This window comes from Nitrosomonas sp. (genome assembly GCF_043753625.1).
Lineage (GTDB): Bacteria > Pseudomonadota > Gammaproteobacteria > Burkholderiales > Nitrosomonadaceae > Nitrosomonas.
The window spans coordinates 1-20,720 of sequence record NZ_JAYUWI010000030.1 but is presented as its reverse complement, the minus strand read 5'-3'; the positions used below and the strand labels follow the sequence as shown (position 1 = coordinate 20,720).

Annotated in this window: 19 protein-coding genes and 1 pseudogene; 10 read left to right on the top strand and 10 right to left on the bottom strand. The window is 45.9% G+C overall.

Features of this window, described 5'->3' with window-relative positions:
• From ACH10T_RS03015 to ACH10T_RS03005, 3 genes are all read right to left on the bottom strand, one after another.
• Window positions 1–95, bottom strand: a 95-nt coding sequence (locus ACH10T_RS03015) for a DUF4372 domain-containing protein (RefSeq protein WP_394807850.1), incomplete at its 3' end; no start/stop codon positions are given.
• A 114-nt stretch (window positions 96–209) separates the two neighbouring features.
• A complete protein-coding gene (locus ACH10T_RS03010) occupies window positions 210–734 on the bottom strand; it encodes a lipocalin family protein (protein ID WP_394807848.1) in 525 nt (174 codons plus the stop codon).
• A 10-nt stretch (window positions 735–744) separates the two neighbouring features.
• A complete protein-coding gene (locus ACH10T_RS03005; RefSeq protein WP_394807847.1) occupies window positions 745–1,818 on the bottom strand; it encodes an alkene reductase in 1,074 nt (357 codons plus the stop codon).
• Window positions 1,819–2,072: 254 nt separating this feature from the next.
• Between ACH10T_RS03005 and ACH10T_RS03000 the strand changes: the two genes are divergently transcribed.
• Window positions 2,073–2,291, top strand: coding sequence for a C4-dicarboxylate ABC transporter (locus tag ACH10T_RS03000; RefSeq protein ID WP_394807846.1), 219 nt, complete (start codon window positions 2,073–2,075; stop codon window positions 2,289–2,291).
• Between the two features lie 115 nt (window positions 2,292–2,406).
• Here ACH10T_RS03000 and ACH10T_RS02995 read toward each other — a convergent pair whose 3' ends face one another.
• From ACH10T_RS02995 to ACH10T_RS02980, 4 genes are all read right to left on the bottom strand, one after another.
• The gene (locus ACH10T_RS02995) at window positions 2,407–3,375 is read right to left on the bottom strand and encodes an MBL fold metallo-hydrolase (RefSeq protein ID WP_394807845.1); all 969 of its coding nucleotides are present in this window, start codon (window positions 3,373–3,375) and stop codon (window positions 2,407–2,409) included.
• 51 nt (window positions 3,376–3,426) lie between these two features.
• Window positions 3,427–5,397: an acetate--CoA ligase gene (acs, locus tag ACH10T_RS02990; protein ID WP_394807844.1), complete on the bottom strand. Its 1,971-nt coding sequence runs from the start codon at window positions 5,395–5,397 to the stop codon at window positions 3,427–3,429.
• Between the two features lie 251 nt (window positions 5,398–5,648).
• Window positions 5,649–6,749, bottom strand: a complete 1,101-nt coding sequence (locus ACH10T_RS02985) for a TolB family protein (RefSeq protein WP_394807843.1) — start codon at window positions 6,747–6,749, stop codon at window positions 5,649–5,651.
• 38 nt (window positions 6,750–6,787) lie between these two features.
• The gene (locus ACH10T_RS02980) at window positions 6,788–9,895 is read right to left on the bottom strand and encodes a hypothetical protein (RefSeq protein WP_394807842.1); all 3,108 of its coding nucleotides are present in this window, start codon (window positions 9,893–9,895) and stop codon (window positions 6,788–6,790) included.
• Between the two features lie 202 nt (window positions 9,896–10,097).
• Here ACH10T_RS02980 and ACH10T_RS02975 point away from each other — a divergent pair, with 202 nt between their 5' ends.
• From ACH10T_RS02975 to ACH10T_RS02950, 6 genes are all read left to right on the top strand, one after another.
• Entirely contained in the window at window positions 10,098–13,493 is a 3,396-nt protein-coding gene (locus ACH10T_RS02975) for a M20/M25/M40 family metallo-hydrolase (protein WP_394807841.1), read from the top strand.
• Window positions 13,494–13,825: 332 nt separating this feature from the next.
• Window positions 13,826–14,287: a hypothetical protein gene (locus tag ACH10T_RS02970; RefSeq protein ID WP_394807840.1), complete on the top strand. Its 462-nt coding sequence runs from the start codon at window positions 13,826–13,828 to the stop codon at window positions 14,285–14,287.
• A gap of 88 nt (window positions 14,288–14,375) precedes the next feature.
• Complete coding sequence (locus tag ACH10T_RS02965) at window positions 14,376–15,014, top strand: hypothetical protein (protein WP_394807839.1); 639 nt, start codon at window positions 14,376–14,378, stop codon at window positions 15,012–15,014.
• Between the two features lie 87 nt (window positions 15,015–15,101).
• Window positions 15,102–15,671, top strand: coding sequence for a zeta toxin family protein (locus ACH10T_RS02960; protein ID WP_394807838.1), 570 nt, complete (start codon window positions 15,102–15,104; stop codon window positions 15,669–15,671).
• Window positions 15,671–15,868, top strand: coding sequence for a hypothetical protein (locus tag ACH10T_RS02955; protein WP_394807837.1), 198 nt, complete (start codon window positions 15,671–15,673; stop codon window positions 15,866–15,868). The genes ACH10T_RS02960 and ACH10T_RS02955 overlap by 1 nt, the downstream gene beginning before the upstream one ends.
• Window positions 15,869–15,912: 44 nt before the next feature.
• Window positions 15,913–16,053 carry a Fic family protein gene (locus tag ACH10T_RS02950; protein WP_394807849.1) on the top strand — a complete coding sequence of 47 codons (141 nt, stop codon included), beginning with the start codon at window positions 15,913–15,915 and terminating at the stop codon, window positions 16,051–16,053.
• A 357-nt stretch (window positions 16,054–16,410) separates the two neighbouring features.
• Here ACH10T_RS02950 and ACH10T_RS02945 read toward each other — a convergent pair whose 3' ends face one another.
• Window positions 16,411–17,283 carry a hypothetical protein gene (locus ACH10T_RS02945; RefSeq protein WP_394807836.1) on the bottom strand — a complete coding sequence of 291 codons (873 nt, stop codon included), beginning with the start codon at window positions 17,281–17,283 and terminating at the stop codon, window positions 16,411–16,413.
• 104 nt (window positions 17,284–17,387) lie between these two features.
• On the opposite strand from ACH10T_RS02945, the gene ACH10T_RS02940 reads away from it, so the two are divergent.
• Window positions 17,388–18,056, top strand: a complete 669-nt coding sequence (locus ACH10T_RS02940) for a DUF1614 domain-containing protein (RefSeq protein ID WP_394807835.1) — start codon at window positions 17,388–17,390, stop codon at window positions 18,054–18,056.
• A gap of 59 nt (window positions 18,057–18,115) precedes the next feature.
• On the opposite strand, the gene ACH10T_RS02935 is transcribed toward ACH10T_RS02940, so the two are convergent.
• Window positions 18,116–18,811, bottom strand: a complete 696-nt coding sequence (locus ACH10T_RS02935; RefSeq protein WP_394807834.1) for an FxDxF family PEP-CTERM protein — start codon at window positions 18,809–18,811, stop codon at window positions 18,116–18,118.
• 301 nt (window positions 18,812–19,112) lie between these two features.
• Here ACH10T_RS02935 and ACH10T_RS02930 point away from each other — a divergent pair, with 301 nt between their 5' ends.
• Window positions 19,113–19,310, top strand: coding sequence for a hypothetical protein (locus ACH10T_RS02930; RefSeq protein ID WP_394807833.1), 198 nt, complete (start codon window positions 19,113–19,115; stop codon window positions 19,308–19,310).
• Complete coding sequence (locus ACH10T_RS02925; protein ID WP_394807832.1) at window positions 19,307–20,062, top strand: fused MFS/spermidine synthase; 756 nt, start codon at window positions 19,307–19,309, stop codon at window positions 20,060–20,062. Before ACH10T_RS02930 ends, ACH10T_RS02925 begins: the two co-directional genes overlap by 4 nt.
• A gap of 216 nt (window positions 20,063–20,278) precedes the next feature.
• Here the strand turns inward: ACH10T_RS02925 and ACH10T_RS02920 are convergent.
• A pseudogene (locus ACH10T_RS02920) lies at window positions 20,279–20,720 on the bottom strand (hypothetical protein); the annotation flags it as partial.

Below are 20,720 nucleotides of genomic sequence, written 5' to 3'. Positions count from 1 at the left end.
GAACGGCCTGAATGATGCTGCTTTGCAAGCATCTCAAATTCATGTCTCGGCACAAGTTTTAGTATTTGGAAAAAGATTGTATTACAATGAGACATGGCATGATTCTCCTAGCTGTTTCAACAAGTTATGCGAAAACTTATTATACCAATTAGGCCTGAATCGGGCCGCAGTACTTACTCGTTAACGGGACAGTAGTGAAAGCAAATACATCATCGAATCCCATTCTGTTTTGAAAATATTAGCTTGTCTGTTTCAAAACCTAGCTCTACCGCTCTCTGTACAAACCGATCAAGCAATGCATCATTGATCGATGGAGTTCTTGCCAGCAGCCACAAATACGATTTGTCGTAGCTGGTCACAAAGGTGTATTGGTAGGCTTCCTTATCCAGTTCAAACACAATGTATGCACCATAAAACGGGCCGAAGAAAGAAACTTTCAAATAGCCTTGCTGCGGATCTCTGACAAAATAAGCTTTGCCTTCGGCTTCTTTCCACTTGTTTTCCGTCGCCGAGAAGCCTTTATTGATGACTCTGACACCGCCATCGTCGCTCAGAAAGTATTCCGCCGTCACGTTGTCGAGTCCGCGCTCAAACGAATGATCGAGCCGTGCGATTTCGTACCATTTTCCCAGATACCGGTTCAGCTCAAATCCATCAACTGGTGTGATATTCTGCGGAATCGATACACACCCGCTTATCCAAAGAACCAGAAAAATACCCAGTAATAGTCGCATTTCTAAATACTCATGAAGTCGTTAATACCGGGTAATCGGTATACCCTTCTGCGTCCCAGGTATAAAACGTAGCCGGATTGGGTGGATTGAGTAGCGCGCCCGTTTTGATCCGCGCGGGCAAATCGGGATTCGCCAAGAAACTGGTACCGAAAGCCACCGCGTCAATTCTTCCTGCGGCGACATCCTTACCTGCCTCTTCGCCGGTATAACCCATATTGCCGATCAGCACACCTTTATAATGCTGGCGAATCGGCGTCATTACGTCGCCGTTTTGCTGCCGAAAGAAATCACCGCGCATCACATGCAAATAGGCAATGTGATAGTCGTTGAGCCGGGTCGCCAGCCAAGTGAATAATCCGACCGGATCGCTATCGATCATACTGTTGTAGCTGTTCAACGGTGAAATGCGCAAGCCGACACGATCGCCCCCCCACACGGCACTGACGGCTTCAAGCACTTCCAATGTCAAACGCGCCCGATTTTCGAACGAGCCGCCGTAAGGACCCGTACGCTTGTTCGAGCCATCGCGCAGAAACTCATCTAATAAATAACCGTTCGCACCATGTATTTCAATACCATCAAATCCCGCAGTTTTGGCATTTTCCGCAGCTTTCCTGAATCCAGCCACAATGCCTGGCAATTCATCATCGCGCAGTTCTCGTGGAATAACGTAGGGCTTTTTCCCCTCTGGCGTTCGTACTTCATCATCGGTAATGGCGATCGGGCTCGGTGCAACAGGCTGGGCGCCACGGTTTAAAAGCGGATGGCATGCTCTGCCGCCATGCCAGATCTGCAGAAAAATTCTGCCATCGGCTGCATGCACGGCATCGGTCACCCGCTGCCAGCCTGCTATCTGCTTTGCAGAATAGATGCCTGGCTCCTTCCAGAAGGCTGAATTTCCTTCGGTCGCCATGGTGGCTTCCGCGATGATCAGTCCAGCACTTGCCCGCTGTGCGTAATGTTCCGCCATCAAAGAATTCGGAACATGTTCATCCCCTGCCCGGCAGCGGGTAAGCGGCGCCATGAAAATGCGATTTGGCACATCCAATGTACCCAGTTTTAACGGTGTAAACAGTGTATTCATCCGGCTAAATCTCCAAAGTGTCAGTACCGTCCATTTTAGCGCAAATAAGTGAATTGAATTTTTTCCTCGATTTTTGCTCTTTTCTCAGAAAAATAATTTCCTTATTTTTCATAAGAAAAGAAAAATTTTCGCTTATCTGCAACAAGAATGTGAATTAAATGTGAAATATGTGTGAACTTTTTGTGAAGCAACGTATCATATAGATACAAAGCTATTCTAAATAGCTTTTATAACCCTCAATTAAGGAGATTTTCATGAAAACAAGTCATATTTTTGTTCTGTCAGCTTTAGTTATTACTGGTGCTTACTTTGGCGTTTTGTCATTGTTTGAATTACCAGAAACTACAACGGAATGGGTTCTTTCAGACATTATTCTTGGAGCGATACTTTATGTGAACTACTTGGTGATTGCTATGGCACATGGCTCATCAAAAACCAGAAAGCACTACTCTGAGAAAAAAGTTACTGCATAATATTTTCTAGTCTAAATGGGGTTAATGCGAATATTTCAATCGCATTAACCCCATTTTTATTCAAGAATTTAAGCAAGCTATTGTTTGAAAATACAATTGGCAAGCATCCTAAAAGTTATAAACGTTTGAATCGCTCGGCTGGATGATCAAGCCAATGAATCAATCCTAGTGTATTCAGTCGAATGTCCGAGCTCAGAAGCTCATCGATCTCTGCTTGCGGTAACCGGCAACCATGCTCCGATAATCGTTGTAACAATAATTTGTGCAAAGCATCTGAAATAACAGATTGCCGATTGGCTTCATCATGCTTTGCCGCCTGAGCAATTTCCACATGCGCATCTAGCAAGTAGTGCATCGATTTTGCATGATGCGCCAAGTTTGCAATCTGACTATAGTGTGTCAAATAAGCATAGCGCGGTTGATAACTCATAATGCGATCGATTGAAGCATGGGCTGCTTCAGGGTCAAATTGCACCGGTGACGTGGTCGGAAATACAAATTCCAATCCATTGACATCGAATTCCCGGTACGAAACACCGAACGTATCACCTGTGAAAAAAGACTGACTGCGTTCATCATAGATGCAATTATGGTGACGTGCATGACCAGGCGTATCGAGAAAGAGCAATGCGCGGCCATTGAGATCAATTCGGCTTTCATCGGGCGCTTCAATAATCCGGTTAACGTCAATCGGATAAATCTCACCATAAACACGCCTAAATTCCGCTTCCCCATAAACGCCTATTGCGCCAGCGACCAGCCGCGCAGGATTTGCCATATGACTCGCACCGCGTGGATGAACAACCAATCTGGCGTTCGGGAACAGACGCATACATTCACTGGCGCCACCGGCATGATCAAGATGAATATGCGTCAATATGATGTAAGCAACAGCTTCAATGGCAATATTTTTGTGTTTGAGTGATTCGATCACACCAGGAATGGAAAAGGATGTGCCGGTATCAACCAATGCAGCCGCACCTTTTTCAACGATCAGATGAATAGCTGCCCGCCTAGGACGGTGAAATTGTGCATCAATAGAACTGATGCCGTGTTCATAATCGATTACAAGTGGTAATGACATATTATTCCGGATTTATATGCAAACTTCCAACACGAGAGTTACTACTCAATGTTATTTGGAGGGATGCTTTAATTGTTCAAGGATAGCCGGATTTTCCAAAGTAGAAATATCCTGGGTTATTTCCTCACCTTTGGCAAGTGTGCGTAATAATCGTCGCATGATTTTACCAGATCGCGTCTTGGGCAGATTTTCTCCAAAACGGATTTCGTCCGGTTTGGCAATCGGACCAATCTCCTGCGCTACCCAATCACACAACGTTTTAGTGATTTGAGCAATCTCTTCGCCATGCGGGTACTTCCCCTTTAGCACAACAAAAGCAATCACCGACTCACCTTTAATTTCATGCGGCTTGCCGACAACAGCGGCTTCTGCAACCAAGGGATTGGCGACCAAAGCCGATTCAATTTCCATCGTTCCTAAACGGTGCCCGGAAACATTCAGGACATCATCAATACGTCCCATAATCCAGAAATAACCATCCATATCACGGTATGCTGAATCTCCGGCCAGATAAAATTTTCCATGGCCCATATCTTCCGGGAAATAAGTTTTCTTGAAGCGTTCTGGATCACCCCAGAGCGTGCGGATTTGTGAAGGGAAAGGCTTTTTAATCACCAAAAAACCGCCCTTACCATTTTCTACATCATGACCCGCTTCGTCGACAATCGCCGCAAAAATTCCCGGTAATGGAAAAGTACAAGAACCCGGCTTCAACGCAACCGCACCCGGCATCGGCGCAATCATATGGCCACCGGTTTCTGTCTGCCACCAGGTGTCCACAATGGGGCAGCGTGACTGGCCTATTTTTTCATAGAACCATATCCACGCTTCGGGATTAATCGGTTCACCGACTGAGCCCAACAAGCGTAACGAGGATAAGTCGTATTGCGCGGGCAAATCCGATCCCAGTTTGATTAGCGAACGAATTGCAGTCGGTGCGGTATAGAATGTAGTGACGCGATGTTTCTGGATGATTTCCCAAAAGCGCCCGGCATGCGGATAAGTCGGAATTCCCTCGAATATTACCTGAGTAGCACCCATAGCCAGAGGCCCATAGGTAACGTAACTATGGCCAGTAATCCAGCCAACATCGGCAGTACACCAGAATATATCGGACGGCTTGTAATCAAAGATCCATTGCATACTCAGCTTGGTTCCGAGCAAATAGCCGGCGCTGGAATGCTGAACTCCCTTGGGCTTACCCGTTGATCCTGAAGTATACAATGTAAAGAGCGGATGCTCTGCATTGAACCATTCCGGCTCGCACTGAGTACTGACACCTTGCGTGATTTCGTGCCACCAGGCATCGCATGCTGGATTAAAGGGGATTTCACTACCAGTTCGTTGATAAACCACAACCAGCTTCACCGGTGTCGTGTCACTCATGCTCATCGCTTCATCAACGGTTGCCTTGAGCGGATTGCGTTTACCACCGCGCACCTGCTCATCAGCCGTAATGACTGCGACTGCACCGGCATCGACAATGCGTTCATGCAAACTTTTAGCAGAAAACCCGCCAAATACTACCGAATGAATTGCACCAATGCGCGCACAGGCTTGCATAGCGACAACAGCTTCAATCCGCATGGGCATATAAATAATGACACGATCGCCTTTCCGGATATTTCTTGATTTCAGCGCATTGGCGAGCTGACAAACACGCTGATGAAGATCACGATAAGTCGATTGAATAACTTCACCATCATCGGCTTCAAAAATAATAGCGATCTTATCCGCTTGTGTTGCCAGGTGCCGATCCAGGCAGTTATATGAGACATTTAATTCACCATCATTAAACCATTGATAGAACGGCGGAGTTCGATCATCCAGTATCTGCGTAAAAGGCTTATGCCAAAGAATCTGTTCTTTAGCCTGTTTTGCCCAGAAACTCAGATAATCCGACTCTGCTTCTGCACACAAAGCCAGATAATTCTGAAGGTTGGGTACATTTGCTGTTCTGGTGAATTTATCAGAAGGCGGAAATATGCGAGTTTCATTTAAAATTGACTCAATGGCTGACATGAAATTCTCCGAAATTCTTTTGTTCGGTACTCTTGAGAAAGATTGTATCATTGGCTTCGCGCGTCATTTGCACTTCTTATTTGAAGAAGGTAAATTTGCGCTCAGAAAATCTGCAAACAACGGGGTGCGCTCTTCAATCTGGAGGTTTCCAACCAGCTTTCGCCCCAAAGGATGGGGAATTGAACCCGTAGAGATTAAAAACAGAATTACTCCAACGCTTCCACAGTGCCGCAGCCAACAGAGGAACTGTCTTACTTCAAGGAAAGACTCTCTAATGCTTTCTGATGATCCCATTTTCCATGAAACAAAAGACCCTTTTTCTCAGGTGTGCGGTCACTGGTCCAGGTTAGATAATTCCCATCCTGTGTAAATACCGGCAGACCATCAAAACCCTCTTTATCAGTCACGCGCACAGCGTCATTCTTGCCATCGACATCAACGATATACAGTTCAAAATTGCGATGCCCATGCACATTCGTTGCAAATATGATGTATTTTCCGGAAGGATGATAAAAAGGTGCCCAAGACATTACATTAAGGCGGGTGATTTGTTTCTGATCCGATCCGTCGATAGCCATCGTAAATATTTCCGCTTCCCGGCCATTTTCCGAGAAACGCCGCCAAACGATTCTTTTCCCATCCGGACTAAAAAACGGACCGCCGTCGTAGGTTTTCGTGTGCGTTAATCGTTTCACATTGGAACCATCCGCGCCCATGATATAAATATCGATCAAAGCGGATGGATTGGCTTTAAACAGCGCGGCTTCCTCATCGGATAATTCCTCCGTATATGCCCTGCGGTTCGAGGCAAATGCAATCAGCTTGCCGTCGGGAGACCAAGAAGCTTCGGCATCGTAACCCAATGTTTTGGTCAGATTCCTGATATTGCCACCGGAAAAATCAGTTTCGTAAATATCGTAATACTCATCGTAATCCCATGCATAAGACTTCTGTTCACCGGATTTCCGGCGCTCAATCTCTGCAACCATTTTGGCTTTAGCTTCCGCATCTTCATGCGTCGATGAAAACAACACTTTTTCCAGCGCCGGATGTACCCACGCGCACGTGGTCTTGCCGGTACCTGGCGATACCTGCGTCACCGCACCAGATTCGACATTCTTCAAAAAAATCTGATAAAACGGATTATCATCTGCCACTTCCGCTTGATAAATCATCCATTTTGAATCGGCACGGTAATACGCTTCACCGGCGCGTTTTTCCTTGACGGAGAGCTGGTGTTCGCCGGTAATGAAGTCGGTAGCATTGGCGTTCAATGCTGCCAAAAAAAACAAAACTGGAAAAAATTTGATTGCGGATTGTAAATAATCCGGCCTGCCAGGAAACATTTTCATTTGATATCAAAATCCTTAAAAATAGATAAAACTCGGTATCAATTGTACAAGTATTCGACAATGCTTGTTAAGCCTATGCCACCGCCGGGCAATAGCAGCGCGAGCAATGACGGTTGTTGAAAGAAAGAAAAAGTTTGCTGCTTCTTGTTGCGAATTTCTGTTACCACCTGGTCCACAGTATTCGCATTACCAAACGCCAAGGATATTCTTCCAGGCCGATCTTCTTCATAAAATTGAAGTATATCCTCGCATTGTTTCTCTGCAGATTTTTTTAATAAAATCAAGGTAATGATCAAGTAAATTGACGCGCCGATAAAAACGATTATCAATGCAGGAGAAAATCCCAAATTATCAAATACATTGCTCCGACCAATCGCTATCAGTAGCATTAAAACAAAGGGAATATAGATGATGCTGTTAATTCTTTTGATCAGTCTTGTGATTAATAAGAACCGAAAGTAAGGCTTTAATTCTTCGCGTGAAATGCCTGTTCTTTTTTCGTGTTCTTCCATGAGTTCTAGAGGCCAATCAAGTTGATCAGCGGGAAATTTCTTCGGTTCAAGCTGGTCAATAAATCGCTTACAAGCCGTTGCTTCGTAGCCAACCCAGTAAATCAATCCCCACAAGATAAAAAATTGTACGAAAGCAAGGAAATAGTGTAGGTTCTGCGTAATCTCTCCGCGCGATGGGAAATTTAAATAGCCTAGTGAAAATAATCCAAAGTAAGTCAATCCAAGTGAAATTGCGGTAGCACAGAAAATCCACAGATACCCTTTGGGCTTTCTATAATCTGTAATTTGCATGTACTCAAGCCATAGTGTTTCGACTTCCTTGTTAGTAGATGTGAAACCAAAAAATGGCCCCTTCAATCCTTCCCGCCAATTATTGCTATTTTTCGGTCCATTGTATTTAGAAAACTCAAAATTCTTAGTAATTTCTTTGGCTTCTCTAAATTTTTTGTCAAAATAAAAAAAGACTAGAAGAATAATGATAATCCCAAAAAATCTTATGATTAGATTGGGCCATACGCTAACTCTCTCGAGCCAAAGGAATGGCTCACCAGTTTGGTGGTTGGGAAAATTATCCCGGCTATAACACAAAAGAATTAATCCAATAGCAACAATGCTAATCACACTCCCTTTTACTACAACAAATAAGAAATGTTCAAAGACAGACCTAAACAATAGATAACAGAGTATTAGGATTGTTAAGATCAATATCAGTAATCGATAAATTGCTGCTGTATCGATTTTCTTTTGACGCTTTTGCTCAATAGTATCGCAGACAAATAAATTAGTCGTGCCACATACTTCATTATTATTTTCTTCAGAAAACTTCGTATCAGCAGAATTTTTCATCCATTTGTCCAGATAATCTGTCGGAGGTGACGCAAGATGTACTGCCTGAGTCCTTCCAATTTCAAAAATCTGAGGATTTAACCAGTTACTTAGTTTTTGCTGTGGGGTATACCACATACCCCACATTTTTACCCAATCGTTGCTTTCCACTTTTTTGCTTGGCGGTATTAAATTATTTAGCTTTGGATCCAAAGCAAGCAATGTAGAAAAATACATCGATGTTTGATAACTATCACGAAATGGCATTATTGATCCCTGCAATTCCGGTCGGAGTGTAAGATCAAAATTGCTGGCAACGACCAGATTGCGTGCCCACTTTGTTTGATCCGCATGTAGATATCGCGCGTCCAGCTCGGTGGTAAAAAAGATCTTATGTTTAAAACGATCACGCAAGGCTTGCAATATCAGTAATTTGTCGTATACATCATTACCAAAAATTCCGATTGCTTTGATCCGGTTGGTTCCTAACCCTTCGCCACGATCAAGCACTTCAATCTTACCGATAAGTCGCCTCAAATAATCGAATTGGTTGCGTCCTTCCGCGTGTTCAGGTGATGCGTCATCCAATTGGGTGATTAAACTTTTCTGCTCTTTTTTATCTTGCGTATCTTGTGATTTCCTACTTGACTCATCAAGATCAGGCAATTTGCCATCCAATCCACGAAAATACGTAAAATTCACTACAAGTTGTTTTTCATTTTCCTTTTTATTACATTGCTCATTATTAACTGAATCAATGAAATGTTCAGTTAATGATCGGGCATATAAGGAATCTTGCTCGCTAATAATTACCAAGCCATCTTCACATTCATCTTTGATGAATGGAATCTTACGATTAACGCCGCGCTGCTCTAGTTCCCAGATCAGTGCTTTAGCAAGATTTATATCTTGTCCGATCGTGCGAAAAATGGATTTATCGGCAAGCTTCTTGGCAATTTCTTCCTTTATACATTCTGCGCTCTTAGTAGGACCAAGATCTTTATCACATTGATTATCTTTCTTAATAGCACTAAATAAATCCTTATCTGAAATAGTTGCACTGGATGAAATTATTTTGAATGAAGCAGATAGCCCATCTATTTCCTTAGATTTCATCAACTCGACCAGGAGTGATGTGTTGGTTGGTCCAATTAAAGAAAAATCAAACTGCCCTGATTGAATCTCTTTTAACCCATTGAATAGAACTTTAATGAAATTCCCATACTCTGTAGCAGGGATTTTGTCTTCATTTAACCAGAGTATTAGTACCTGCTCTTCATGACTACCCTTAAACCACTCATAAGGCACATCAATAGGGGGACAATGTGCATCAACATCAGGGACGCATGATGACTTCAAGCGATAAAAATTTATATGCTCAGTATCTTGAGCAAAGTATTTTCGTACACCAAGTGCAGAAACTACTGCATAACGATAACGTTGCCTAAATTCAGTCAATTCTGGATAGGAACTCCCAAAAACACTGATAGCTATAATTCGTAAGCCTGCATTTTCATTAATATCGCCCTTAATTTTTTTAAAAAAATCACTCATTGATCCAGTTTCAGGAGGAGATTTTTTTCCAGAATCCTTATTTTGATTAATATAACGCTCAACTGCGGCTACTGGATCTTGCCATAAGCGTGCATCTACTTTGCCTCTATCCGATGATAATAGCTTGGTATGCTGTGAATCGTGTGGGCGTGAACTGGTTAATGGATTATTGACTGCAGCACCTGTAACCAGCATGATCAATAATAAAATCGAAATCAAACCATTCTTAAAGTTTTGATTATTGTCAGTTCCCATAGCTCTTTGCTCACTTAACGAATTATTTTTATATCGAATGTCCGGAATTATGCAGGCATTATGTGTTTAATCTCAAGAAAACAATGATGTTTGATATGATGCGAACTGGCTGTTAGTAAAATCACATTGCGGCGAAAATTATGTAACTATCTCAATAGTTCCCGGAATTCATCAAAAAATCTTCCAAACAATAAAAGAAAAAATGCAAAAATCAATAAATCGCAGTGTGGCAGCGCTCTTCTTCATCATCTGCACGCTCTACAGTCTCGTTACTTTTGCAAGTACCTCAACTTTCCATCACCGCATGGAAATTCAACTTTCACCAGGCACTTCTGAAATCCGCGTCAAAGACCATATTCAGATTCCAGTTCATGTACAGAATCCAGAAATACCCACGCAACTTGATTTCTTCCTGCACGCCGGTCTGACGATTACGGATATACAAGGCGCTCAAATTAAAGCACAGGGAAGTGAAGTCGCTTTAAAGTCCCGTTCAATTTCCATTAAACATTACACTTTAACGTTGCCCCCCGGCCAGAAGGAATTCACTCTGCATTTCAATGGAAAAATCAATCACCCGGTACAAGGCCCCGGACAAGAATACTCGCGCAGCTTCGGTTCCACGCCGGGAGTGATTTCTCCGGAAGGCGTGTTTCTAGCCAATTCCAGTGCGTGGTATCCGCAGTTTGAAGCTGATGCGATGGTGTCATTCCGCCTGGATATTCAAGTGCCTGCCGATTGGGATGTGGTCAGCCAGGGTACGTTGGTGCGTGAACAGAAAACAGCCGAAACTCAGAACGTAGTTTGGGAAGAAACACAGCCGCAGGACGATATCTATATCGTCGCGGGCCGCTATCAGCGCTACACACAATCCGCCGGTGCGGTGAATGCTTTGGTTTATTTGCGTAGCGCGGATGAGGCGCTGGCGCAGAAATATTTGGACACCACCGCGCAATATATTGCCATGTATAACAAGCTGCTCGGCCCCTACCCGTACACAAAATTCGCGCTGGTCGAGAATTTCTGGGAAACCGGCTACGGCATGCCTTCCTTTACGCTTCTCGGCCCAAAAGTGATTCGCTTTCCTTTCATTCTGCATTCGTCGTATCCGCATGAAATTCTGCATAATTATTGGGGCAATGGCGTGTTTGTCGATTACGCCAAAGGCAATTGGGCTGAGGGCTTAACTGCTTATCTCGCGGATCACTTGGTCAATGAACAACGCGGCAAAGGCGAGGAATATCGCCGCGACGTGCTGCAGAAATATGCTGATTTCGTCAATAAGGAAAAAGATTTCCCTATCATCCAGTTCGTTTCGCGCCATAGCGCCAGCTCGGAAGCCGTCGGCTACGGTAAGACCATGCTATTTTTCCACATGCTGCGTCAGGAATTAGGCGATGAGGATTTTGTGCGCGTATTGCGGCAATTTTATAAGCAGTTCAAATTCAAACAAGCGACTTTTGCAGATTTGCTCACGACGATCAACGCAACCACCGGCCAAGATTTTTCCGCGCAGTTTGAACAATGGGTGCATCGTACCGGCGCGCCCGATTTATTACTGCGCGATGCAGAAACCGAGCGCACGGCAGATGGATTCAAACTCACACTGACGGTTGAGCAAACGCAACCGGGCGATCTTTATCGTCTGCACATTCCAGTTTCCGTCACGCTGGAAGGTGAGGATATGGCGACACAATCGCACATCACTATTGATCAGCGAACGCAAACCATCGAAATGGATTTCCACGCCCGCCCGGTGCGTATCGACCTCGATCCGCATTTTGATGTGTTCAGGCGCTTGGATAGTCGTGAAATCCCTTCCGCGTTGTCGCAGGGTTTTGGCGCAGAAAAACCATTACTGATTCTGCCTGCGCGCGCAGACAAAAAAATCTTAGGAGCCTATCGTGCGCTGGCGGCGAATTGGCAGAAAACCCAATCGAACCAACTGGAAGTGATTACGGACGATCAACTCACCGCTTTGCCCGCAGATCGCACCGTCTGGATCATGGGGTGGCAAAATAAGTTTGCTGAGACTGTCGCCAAAACTTTGGCGGATCGCGGTGTGACTTATCAGCAGAAAAAACTGCAATTGGATCAAAAGACCTATCCGCAAGCGGAGCACGCCGTCGTATTGACTACCCGGCAACCGTCCAATCCGGATAAAACGCTATTATTGATCGCATCGGACAATCCCAAGGCGATTGCCGAGCTGGCCAATAAATTGCCGCACTACCGGAAATACAGTTATTTGGTATTCAAAGGCGACGAATTGACTAATATCGACAAAGGTCAATGGCCGATTACGCAATCGCCGCTCTCACAATGGATCAAGCAAAAAGACAATTACGTCATTCACACGACGCATACCGGCATCACCAAGCCGCGCCGCGCATTGGCGGAACTGCCTCCGGTGTTTTCCGAGAGCCGCATGCTGAGTGATATCACGCATTTGGCCAGCGAATCGTTCAAGGGACGTGAACTGGGCACCCCGGAACTAGATACCGCAGCAGCGTATATTGCCAAGCAATTTCAACAAATCGGCCTGACACCCGGCGGCGGCGACAATAGTTATTTTCAGTTTTGGCAACAAGATGTCGGCCTACCGAAAGGAAATATCACACTACGCAATGTGATCGGCATTTTGCCGGGCACCAACCCGCAACTCGCCGGGCAAAGCCTGATCATCGGCGCGCATTACGACCACCTCGGCATGGGCTGGCCGGATGTTCGCGCAGCCCATCAGGGAAAAATTCATTATGGCGCGGATGATAACGCCAGCGGCATCGCCGTAATGCTGGAACTGGCGCGGCAGATCGTGCCGAAATGGCAACCGGAGCGCACCATTATTTTTGTCGCTTTTACCGGAGAAGAAGCGGATTTGCTCGGCTCCAAGCATTACATCCGCAATACCAAAAATTATCCAACCGAGAAAATCATCGCGATGCTGAATCTGGATACCGTTGGGCGGCTTGAAAACAACCCGGTCACCGTGTTCGGCACCGGCACCGCGCGTGAACTGGTGCATGTTTTCCGCGGCGCAGGCTTTGTCACCGGTATTCCCGTCAACGCCGTGCAAGATGACTTCGGTTCCAGCGACCAAGCCGCTTTCATCCAGGCCGGCGTGCCCGCCGTGCAATTCTTCGCCAGCGCGCACGAGGACTACCACGCCCCCGGCGACACCGTGGACAAAATCGACTCCGCCGGATTGGTCAAAGTCGCCGCCATCCTCAAAGAAGCCACCGAATACCTGGCCAACCGCATCGAACCGCTGACCGTCACAGTGCCATCGCAAACCACGCAAGCCGATCCCACAGAAACAAAAACCAAAGAAAAACGCACAGCCAGCCTCGGCACAGTACCGGATTTTTCGTACCAGGGCGAAGGCGTGCGCGTGGACAATGTTCTCCCCGGTTCCCCGGCGCAGCAAGCGCAGTTACAAACGGGTGACATTCTGATTCAACTGGCTGGTCAGCCGATCAGCGATTTAGCGTCGTATGCGGCGATTCTCCGCACGTTGAAAGCGGGGGAGAAAGTGGAATTAAAATATCGGAGAGATGATACGGTTATAGTGGCTAAAGTGATGTTGGTGGAACGCTAGTAGCATGGTTGCTAATTCCAGATCGCTTTTTTAATTGTCGGAGCTGCAACCGAGCCGCCCAATGAAGCTTGCCGTCAAAAATAATATAGTGTTACCCTATGAAATATTGGTTCTTCCATGCTTAGACGATCGTGTTCGCAATTTTTTCTCACGGATTGAATCGAGCAAAATTCTTAATTGATCGCATGGGTCATATTTGCTTCTATGAACTGTCTTATTCAATTTATCAATTAATATTAAAACATGATGATAGATAATATTCACTGCGATTACACGACATTATCGATAGGATTATTGGACAAAATGTCTTATATATTACGTTATACGTTGTCATGACACTCGCTGAATATCGGCGCTACTACCGTGATCTCACCCTAGGAGTCCTTGGGGGAAACCACGCGCATTTCGATATCACGATGCCGGACGACACCGCAAAAAAGACCGAATACGACAATTACCGTCGCGGTCTTACTGTGCTTGCTTTGGTATCTCTAGCGGAATCAAATCTAATTGCCGAGGGCGACTTCAAGGCACTCCGAAAATTTGAGCCGTCCACGGGTGTTCCTTCTATCGTCAATCAAACGCACCTTTCGGGGTTCATCTACCTTCGTGACTGTGTCGCCCACAATCCCGCCACCACTCTGCTATCTGGCGGGAAAAATACAGCAGCCTTTGTCTCAGCGGTTGCGTCTGGCCAGTTTCCATTTGCCACTGTATCGGGGTCGGCACTGAGCATTGGGAACACCCACGAACTTCATCTCATTGTGCTGAGACTATACGGTGAAAACGTATAACCCGGCGCTCAACCTCGCTCCCTTCGGTCGCTGGACGCTGCGCGATGAAACCGCGCAGCGCCGGTTAGCTCTACGTTAGGCGTCGGACATGGCCATCAAGTTCTACTCTGCCATTCTCGATCAACACATTGCCCCAGGTGTTTCGGGATTCACTTCCGCTGAGATCCCTGACATGTCCTCTTGGGCCGAACAATCTCCGCACTGGATCGCAAACTACTTTCTCAACTCAGCGCTAAGAACATCGTTCGCTCCCCCGATGAATGCATATGCCTACAATTACCTCCGCCGCGCCCAATACGCGTTCTCTGAGCACCATCTCGCCCGTGAGGCTACGCTAGGGTTCTTGGCTGGTGAGGCTCAGTCAGTTAAGAGTTATGCTGACGCCCTCTTTCATTGGGAGTGCTACTTAGGACAGTCGTGGCACGCACTGTCTATTCTGATTGCCGCATGGAAGGGTAAAGCGTTTGATAAGAACGACGCCTCAGTAGAACAGCGCCTTAATGCTTTGTACAACCAAATGAAGCATGTCGAGTCTCGGATCGACAACGGCCAAATGCTTCCGGGCGCTACCGTCCCGGTGTGGCTGGACAATCAGGGGCTCAGAAGCGTCGACACAAGCTTAACCTATGCGGAAACAGCCGAAGTTCTAAAGGAAATAGCGAAATACGCCAACGCACTCATGGACCCCAGAACTGCTAGGGAAACTCTTGAACAACTCGACGCCTAACCAATTAAGATTCACTCTCACAAACCCCATGCCTACCACGATCAGTCGAATCAAAGGAAAGCAAAAACAACATGGGGAGACTATGTAATGCCCACATGCTGGATCATTGCCGGTCCCAACGGCGCAGGCAAAACCACATTTGCATTGGAATATTTGCCCAAGGTGGCGGAGTGTACTCATTTTGTTAATGCCGATCTGATCGCAGCGGGTCTTTCCCCGCTGGCACCGGAACGCGAACTTATTGCGGCAAGCCGTATCTTTCTGAACGAAATTGAAGAAAACATCAGTCGCCGCGAAAACTTTGCATTCGAAACCACGCTTTCAGGCCGTAGTTATTTGCGACTGATCAATCGACTGCAACGTGATGGCTGGCAAGTGGAGTTGATCTATCTTGCCTTGCCAAATGTCGGAATGTCAAAAATGCGCGTGGCGGAAAGAGTCACGCACGGCGGCCACAATATTCCGTTGCGCGACATAGAGCGGCGTTTCTCACGCAGCCTTAGAAATCTGTTCCAAGTATTCAGTCACAAGGTTGATCATTGCATTTGTTTCATGAATGATGGTGAAATGCCGATCCCCGTGTTTGAACAAACGGGCGACAGTCGTAATATTCTCCATGAAATTTATTATCAGCAGTTATTAATGGAAGTTAAGTAATGAAGACAACGTCAAAAGCAAAGCTCTCCGAAGAAGGTCAAGTAATGCTGGATTCGTTACAAAAAGCCGTAACACAGGCGCTTGAAAAGAAACGCCGCCTGGGTCACTACGCCGTGGTCTGGCGGGACGGCAAGGCGGTGATGATCGGCGAGGATGCGCCGAAGTCATCTGAAAATTCTGTCAAGCTACCGATCTAGTAAACGACTATGTAACCGGCCAAGTAGCGCAACTTTTAAAAGCAATCGGCACTCATGTACTCAGCTACACTGGCTCGAACGAACGAACGCACGCACGCACGCAGCCTGATTCTCCGCGTAGCCCAACACAGCGTTATCGCCTGACTCATAAGGGTTTGCTTTGGTTGCAACTGCGGAATAATTGATGACAGAAAACTGTTAACTGCTTAGTTGTCAGCTTTTGATGGCTTGTGAATGTTCCTTGATTTCTAATTAGTCTACCTTGAAATATCTATAAGCACTTGATATTAGTTATAAATGTACTGATTCTTAATGATCATAACGACTGAAAATGTTAAGGAGACTCTGAATAACTCATGTTTGTCATTCCGAACAAAGCGAGGAATCTTTGTAAATCAACGTTATAGATTTCTCGCTATGCTCGAAATGACAGTTAAAATGATATGCCTATATTGCTTTAAGTGCACAACGCAGTGTCATGCACTTAAATGATTAAATTTATATTGCAGTGATCGCCACTGCAATCAGTTTCTTGTAAACGGCTATCGCTTTGAACCTAGGTTTACAAAACGGCCGTCGATATTACTCCAGGACTCATTAGTAACTGCGTTGTAGATCGTACTCGCATCGGTGGCAAAACAATCCGACACGACCTGGCTGGTGGTCGTGCTATTTAGCGCGAATGTTACCGGAGGTGTGATGATTACTCCGGGCACACTCGTAATTCCACTCAGTGCCGATGTGATGTCGAAACATACATTGGTATTGATTATCAAATTGGCGTCATTGGCCGGAACATGGATTGTGCAATGTTTGCTATTTGCAAACGCTTCGGTAGCTGCTTGAAATGGATTGGGAATGCCAGGGATATCGATGCTAATCCCGTTAATCGGCGCTGAGATAACTGTGGTACTAGTTATTACCGAAATACCTGTTGGTGTCGATTGTCTCGGTGTCGAGCAAAAATTATTGCTGGCAGGGAGCGGTATACAAGTTCCACCCGTCGTGACATTGACAACATTACCGCTTTGCGAAAATGACATTCCAGCAGGTGCATCGGCTGTATCGCAAGCAGGAATGCTGCTACTCCCACCGGTATCAATGATCTCCGTTATCAATTCCGACAATCCTGCAATCCTTGTTGGTACAGCCCCATACGGCCCACCCAACACATAAACACTATTATCATTCTTGTTCACCCCAGCATAAATGCCCTTGTCTGGGTAAAACCGGTATAGCCAAGGCTCAATGCTTTGTGTTACCTGATGATTCGGAAAAAAATCCGGATAAGTATTTTCAGCCCAATTCAGTAGCTTTTCAGTATCGGTGGTAATATCGGCCGACAAGAAATTTGCATTACTCATCAAGATAACCGTGCAGGTCGAAAGAATGAATTGTTTTATCGATTTTTTCATAAAAAATTTTCCTGATTTGTCATTATAGTGATGTTGTTTTATTGGAAAGGATATCACAAATCACAGTATCACCAAGAGTAGCGCCCCCCCCCTACCATACTACGATGAAAAATTATTTCTCCCCCGGTCATCTGATATTTTTCGTTCTTCTGCTAGGCGTCATGATGGCGCTGATTCAAGTGGAATTGCTGTCATTTGCTTTTGCGAAACTGGGTTTGCCGCCGGCATTGGGATTGGTGGTACTGTCTCTTTCCTTGCTGGGCAGTGTCATTAATTTGCCGGTGACGCGGATTAAAAGCCAGGTACCCATACGGGAATTCACGCAACCGACATTTTTGGGATTGCTCAGAGTGCCAGTGCGCCCATTTCACAACGAAACACAGATTTCCATTAATCTCGGTGGTTGCGTGATACCAGCGGCATTGTCGCTTTATTTGTTTTCCAATAGCCCATTGAGCCTGTCTTCCACGCTGCTGGGGATCGCACTTATCACCATGATCAGCTATTTTTTCAGCCGTCCGATTCAGGGGCTAGGCATTGGCATGCCGATACTGGTCGCGCCTGTTAGTGCGGCGCTGATTGGTTTAATACTTAGCCCGGAACACAGCGCACCGCTCGCTTATATCAGCGGCACATTGGGAGTATTGATCGGTGCTGATCTGCTGCATATGAAAGATATTTCCCGGCTCGGCACGCCGTATGCATCCATCGGCGGCGCAGGTACTTTTGATGGGATTTTCATCACCGGTATTGTCGCGGCATTGTTGGCTTGAAAATTAAATGCGCACAAAAAACCCCGCCGCAGCGGGGTCAGTAACGTTCTTCCTAGAAATTAGGCTGTTTCTTGCAGTTTCTTTCGTTGTGCAGCAAACCCCAATAAACCAAGGCCAGCTAACAACATCGCGTAGGTTTCTGGTTCCGGAATGGCTGCTATGGCATCGATCTCGCCTTCGCCTGGGGAGTAAAAACCGCCAACCAGACGGTCTCCGGATACGACCGTGAAGTAATTATAGGAACCCGTGAAAGACCATTGTGTCGTCCAGTCGTCAGCATTCTTCAAAGCACTGGAATCATCTACACCTTTCACCCACACATGGGTGATATGCCCTTCTTCGAGCAATGTGCCTGTAGAATCAGAGCCAAAAATGCGAAATTCAAAAGCTTCCCAAGGCTCATCACCTGTGTTGCCGGCAGCCCAGCCATGGTCGATTGCCGGAATGGCGAGGACAGAACTCAGTGCGGTGGCGCTATACACCACAATGGCCGGATCATACTGGAGCCAATGATGGTCTGCCGTGCTCATGGCGGCGGCAGGCGTAAAACCATCGCCGCCCCAAGTTGATCCATCCGCCCAGCCGGTGGCGCCATTACCACCACTCGAATAACTAAGATAAGCGGTTGGTGACACCTTGCCGCTATTCACTGTAACGGTATCAATCAATGTTGCACCGCCAATTGGGGTCGTAGCAAAAGCAGAAGATACTAATGTGGCAAATACGGCGGCAGTTATTAAAGCCCGTTTAAACATAAAATCACCTCATAAAAGAATCATTCAAAATTCAGCGTCTTTAACCTTCACGGAAGATACTTAATTCATTGTTTTTTAACCATCCTATCTAGTAAACTGAAGTCTAACACATAGAAAATTTCTATTTAAAACGAATTTCCCATATAGAACCACTTATTTTGTCTTGATCCCTATGGGAAACAAGGCACTCTAGGTTTTACCGTATTAATTCAATCCATTTCTGTAATTATCGGGTAACGCATTTATAATCGGAACACCCTTCTGGAAATTGATTTGCACGAAAAAATCGCGAAGAAAAATGATGATTAAACCTAAAATCACCCCCACGCCATTCAGTGGATGTTTTGGCTGCTACATGTCTTTTCTCGACACAGACGAGCATCTGGCCGATCTACTCGAGCACTGCCGCCCGTTCGATATCGGCTTGATTGAGAGCGGCGTGTACAACGCAGAAAACGTGCCAGTGTTGCGCCACTCTTCCACACCAAATACACAATGAGTTTTTCTATCGATATCTGCGAAAAAGCCGGTGTGCGCACATTGCATTTCGGCTCCGACTGGATACAGGGCGCAATGCGCATCGCACGCCCATGGCATCTGGAACTCGACTACACCCGGGAAATGATGGCAAGCCTGCTGCTAAGAGATGATGCGCGCTTTCCGCGCAAAGTACTGCTGATCGGTTTGGGTGCGGCATCGCTAACCAAATTCCTTTATCGCTACTATCCGCTAGCGAAATTGACCGTGGTTGAGATTGAACCGCGCGTGGTGGCAGCAGCGAGGCAATTTTTCAAACTACCGGAAGATCCGCTACGCCTGAATATCGTGATCGCAGACGGCTCAGAGTATATCGCCGAACACAACAGAACCTACGATCTGATTCTGGTGGATGGTTTCGATGCCGATGCACGTCCCGGTGCATTAGATATGCTGCCGTTTTACCAAATGTGCCGCGCGCGATTAAACCCTAACGGCATCCTTGCGGTGAATTTGTTGGGTCGTAGCCGCGGCTACCAGGCCAGTCTGGAACGTATCAGAGCATCTTTCGACGAGCGTGCACTGGCTTTCCCTTCCTGCGACAAAGGCAATGTCATTGCAATGGCCACGCACGGAGAAGAAATTAAAATCCCACTGGATGAGCTTAAAGTACAAATACTTAAATTAAAAGAAAAAACCGAACTCAATCTGCTACCGACGCTGACGCGTCTGGAGCAGGCAAAATTTTGTCCAGGTAGAGTTCTTGCGATTTAACAAATGAAAGTATGGGCGAAAACATGAGAACAGATCACGAATTAGAAATAGTAACGAAGAATCGGATATATATCTGCCTTGTAATTGATATGTGTGATTCTGGGCTTGAATATCTCGCTACTTTGGATTCTACTTGGTGTGATTTTTTGGGTGAATTTTAGAAACAAAAAAACTCCACCACCCTTCGTTTGGATGATGGAGTTTAAAGGGGTTAGTTTAAATAACCAAGAAATCAGCGGCTGATACAGGAGGAACACCGCTAAGGATAGCAAAGACTTGTGCTCCACCCGCAAAACCGCCATTAGAGTCATACGACAACTCACCATTCGTGGTGTTATAAACCAGGTAATCATTGGCATCTACCGCTGTTCCGGTTGCATTGGTGCGGAAGTTAGCCGCTGCAACAGCGCCTGGGGCGAAATTGGAAAAAATAAAATTCTCCAACTCGATGGTATCGGAAGGCGCAAAGAAACCGTTAATCAGATCGACATTGGTGGCACCGAGTGGCGTGTCGAACAGATAACGATCGTCAGCGCCCAAACCGGCAAAGAGGATATCGTTGCCTAGACCGCCGACGAGATAATCATTTCCAGTCCCTCCAAAAATAGTATCGTTACCATTGAGTCCGAAAATCTGATCATCGCCCGCATCGCCACTT

Excerpts from the sequence above, each read along its gene's own strand:
- ACH10T_RS02935 (WP_394807834.1), bottom strand. The coding sequence starts at position 18,811 with ATGTTTAAACGGGCTTTAATAACTGCCGCCGTATTTGCCACATTAGTA.
- ACH10T_RS03005 (WP_394807847.1), bottom strand. The coding sequence starts at position 1,818 with ATGAATACACTGTTTACACCGTTAAAACTGGGTACATTGGATGTGCCA.
- ACH10T_RS02960 (WP_394807838.1), top strand. The coding sequence starts at position 15,102 with ATGCCCACATGCTGGATCATTGCCGGTCCCAACGGCGCAGGCAAAACC.
- ACH10T_RS02945 (WP_394807836.1), bottom strand. The coding sequence starts at position 17,283 with ATGAAAAAATCGATAAAACAATTCATTCTTTCGACCTGCACGGTTATC.
- ACH10T_RS02995 (WP_394807845.1), bottom strand. The coding sequence starts at position 3,375 with ATGTCATTACCACTTGTAATCGATTATGAACACGGCATCAGTTCTATT.
- ACH10T_RS02930 (WP_394807833.1), top strand. The coding sequence starts at position 19,113 with ATGATTAAACCTAAAATCACCCCCACGCCATTCAGTGGATGTTTTGGC.
- ACH10T_RS02940 (WP_394807835.1), top strand. The coding sequence starts at position 17,388 with ATGAAAAATTATTTCTCCCCCGGTCATCTGATATTTTTCGTTCTTCTG.
- ACH10T_RS03000 (WP_394807846.1), top strand. The coding sequence starts at position 2,073 with ATGAAAACAAGTCATATTTTTGTTCTGTCAGCTTTAGTTATTACTGGT.
- ACH10T_RS02985 (WP_394807843.1), bottom strand. The coding sequence starts at position 6,749 with ATGAAAATGTTTCCTGGCAGGCCGGATTATTTACAATCCGCAATCAAA.
- ACH10T_RS02980 (WP_394807842.1), bottom strand. The coding sequence starts at position 9,895 with ATGGGAACTGACAATAATCAAAACTTTAAGAATGGTTTGATTTCGATT.
- acs (WP_394807844.1), bottom strand. The coding sequence starts at position 5,397 with ATGTCAGCCATTGAGTCAATTTTAAATGAAACTCGCATATTTCCGCCT.
- ACH10T_RS03010 (WP_394807848.1), bottom strand. The coding sequence starts at position 734 with ATGCGACTATTACTGGGTATTTTTCTGGTTCTTTGGATAAGCGGGTGT.
- ACH10T_RS02925 (WP_394807832.1), top strand. The coding sequence starts at position 19,307 with ATGAGTTTTTCTATCGATATCTGCGAAAAAGCCGGTGTGCGCACATTG.
- ACH10T_RS02975 (WP_394807841.1), top strand. The coding sequence starts at position 10,098 with ATGCAAAAATCAATAAATCGCAGTGTGGCAGCGCTCTTCTTCATCATC.
- ACH10T_RS02955 (WP_394807837.1), top strand. The coding sequence starts at position 15,671 with ATGAAGACAACGTCAAAAGCAAAGCTCTCCGAAGAAGGTCAAGTAATG.
- ACH10T_RS02970 (WP_394807840.1), top strand. The coding sequence starts at position 13,826 with ATGACACTCGCTGAATATCGGCGCTACTACCGTGATCTCACCCTAGGA.
- ACH10T_RS02965 (WP_394807839.1), top strand. The coding sequence starts at position 14,376 with ATGGCCATCAAGTTCTACTCTGCCATTCTCGATCAACACATTGCCCCA.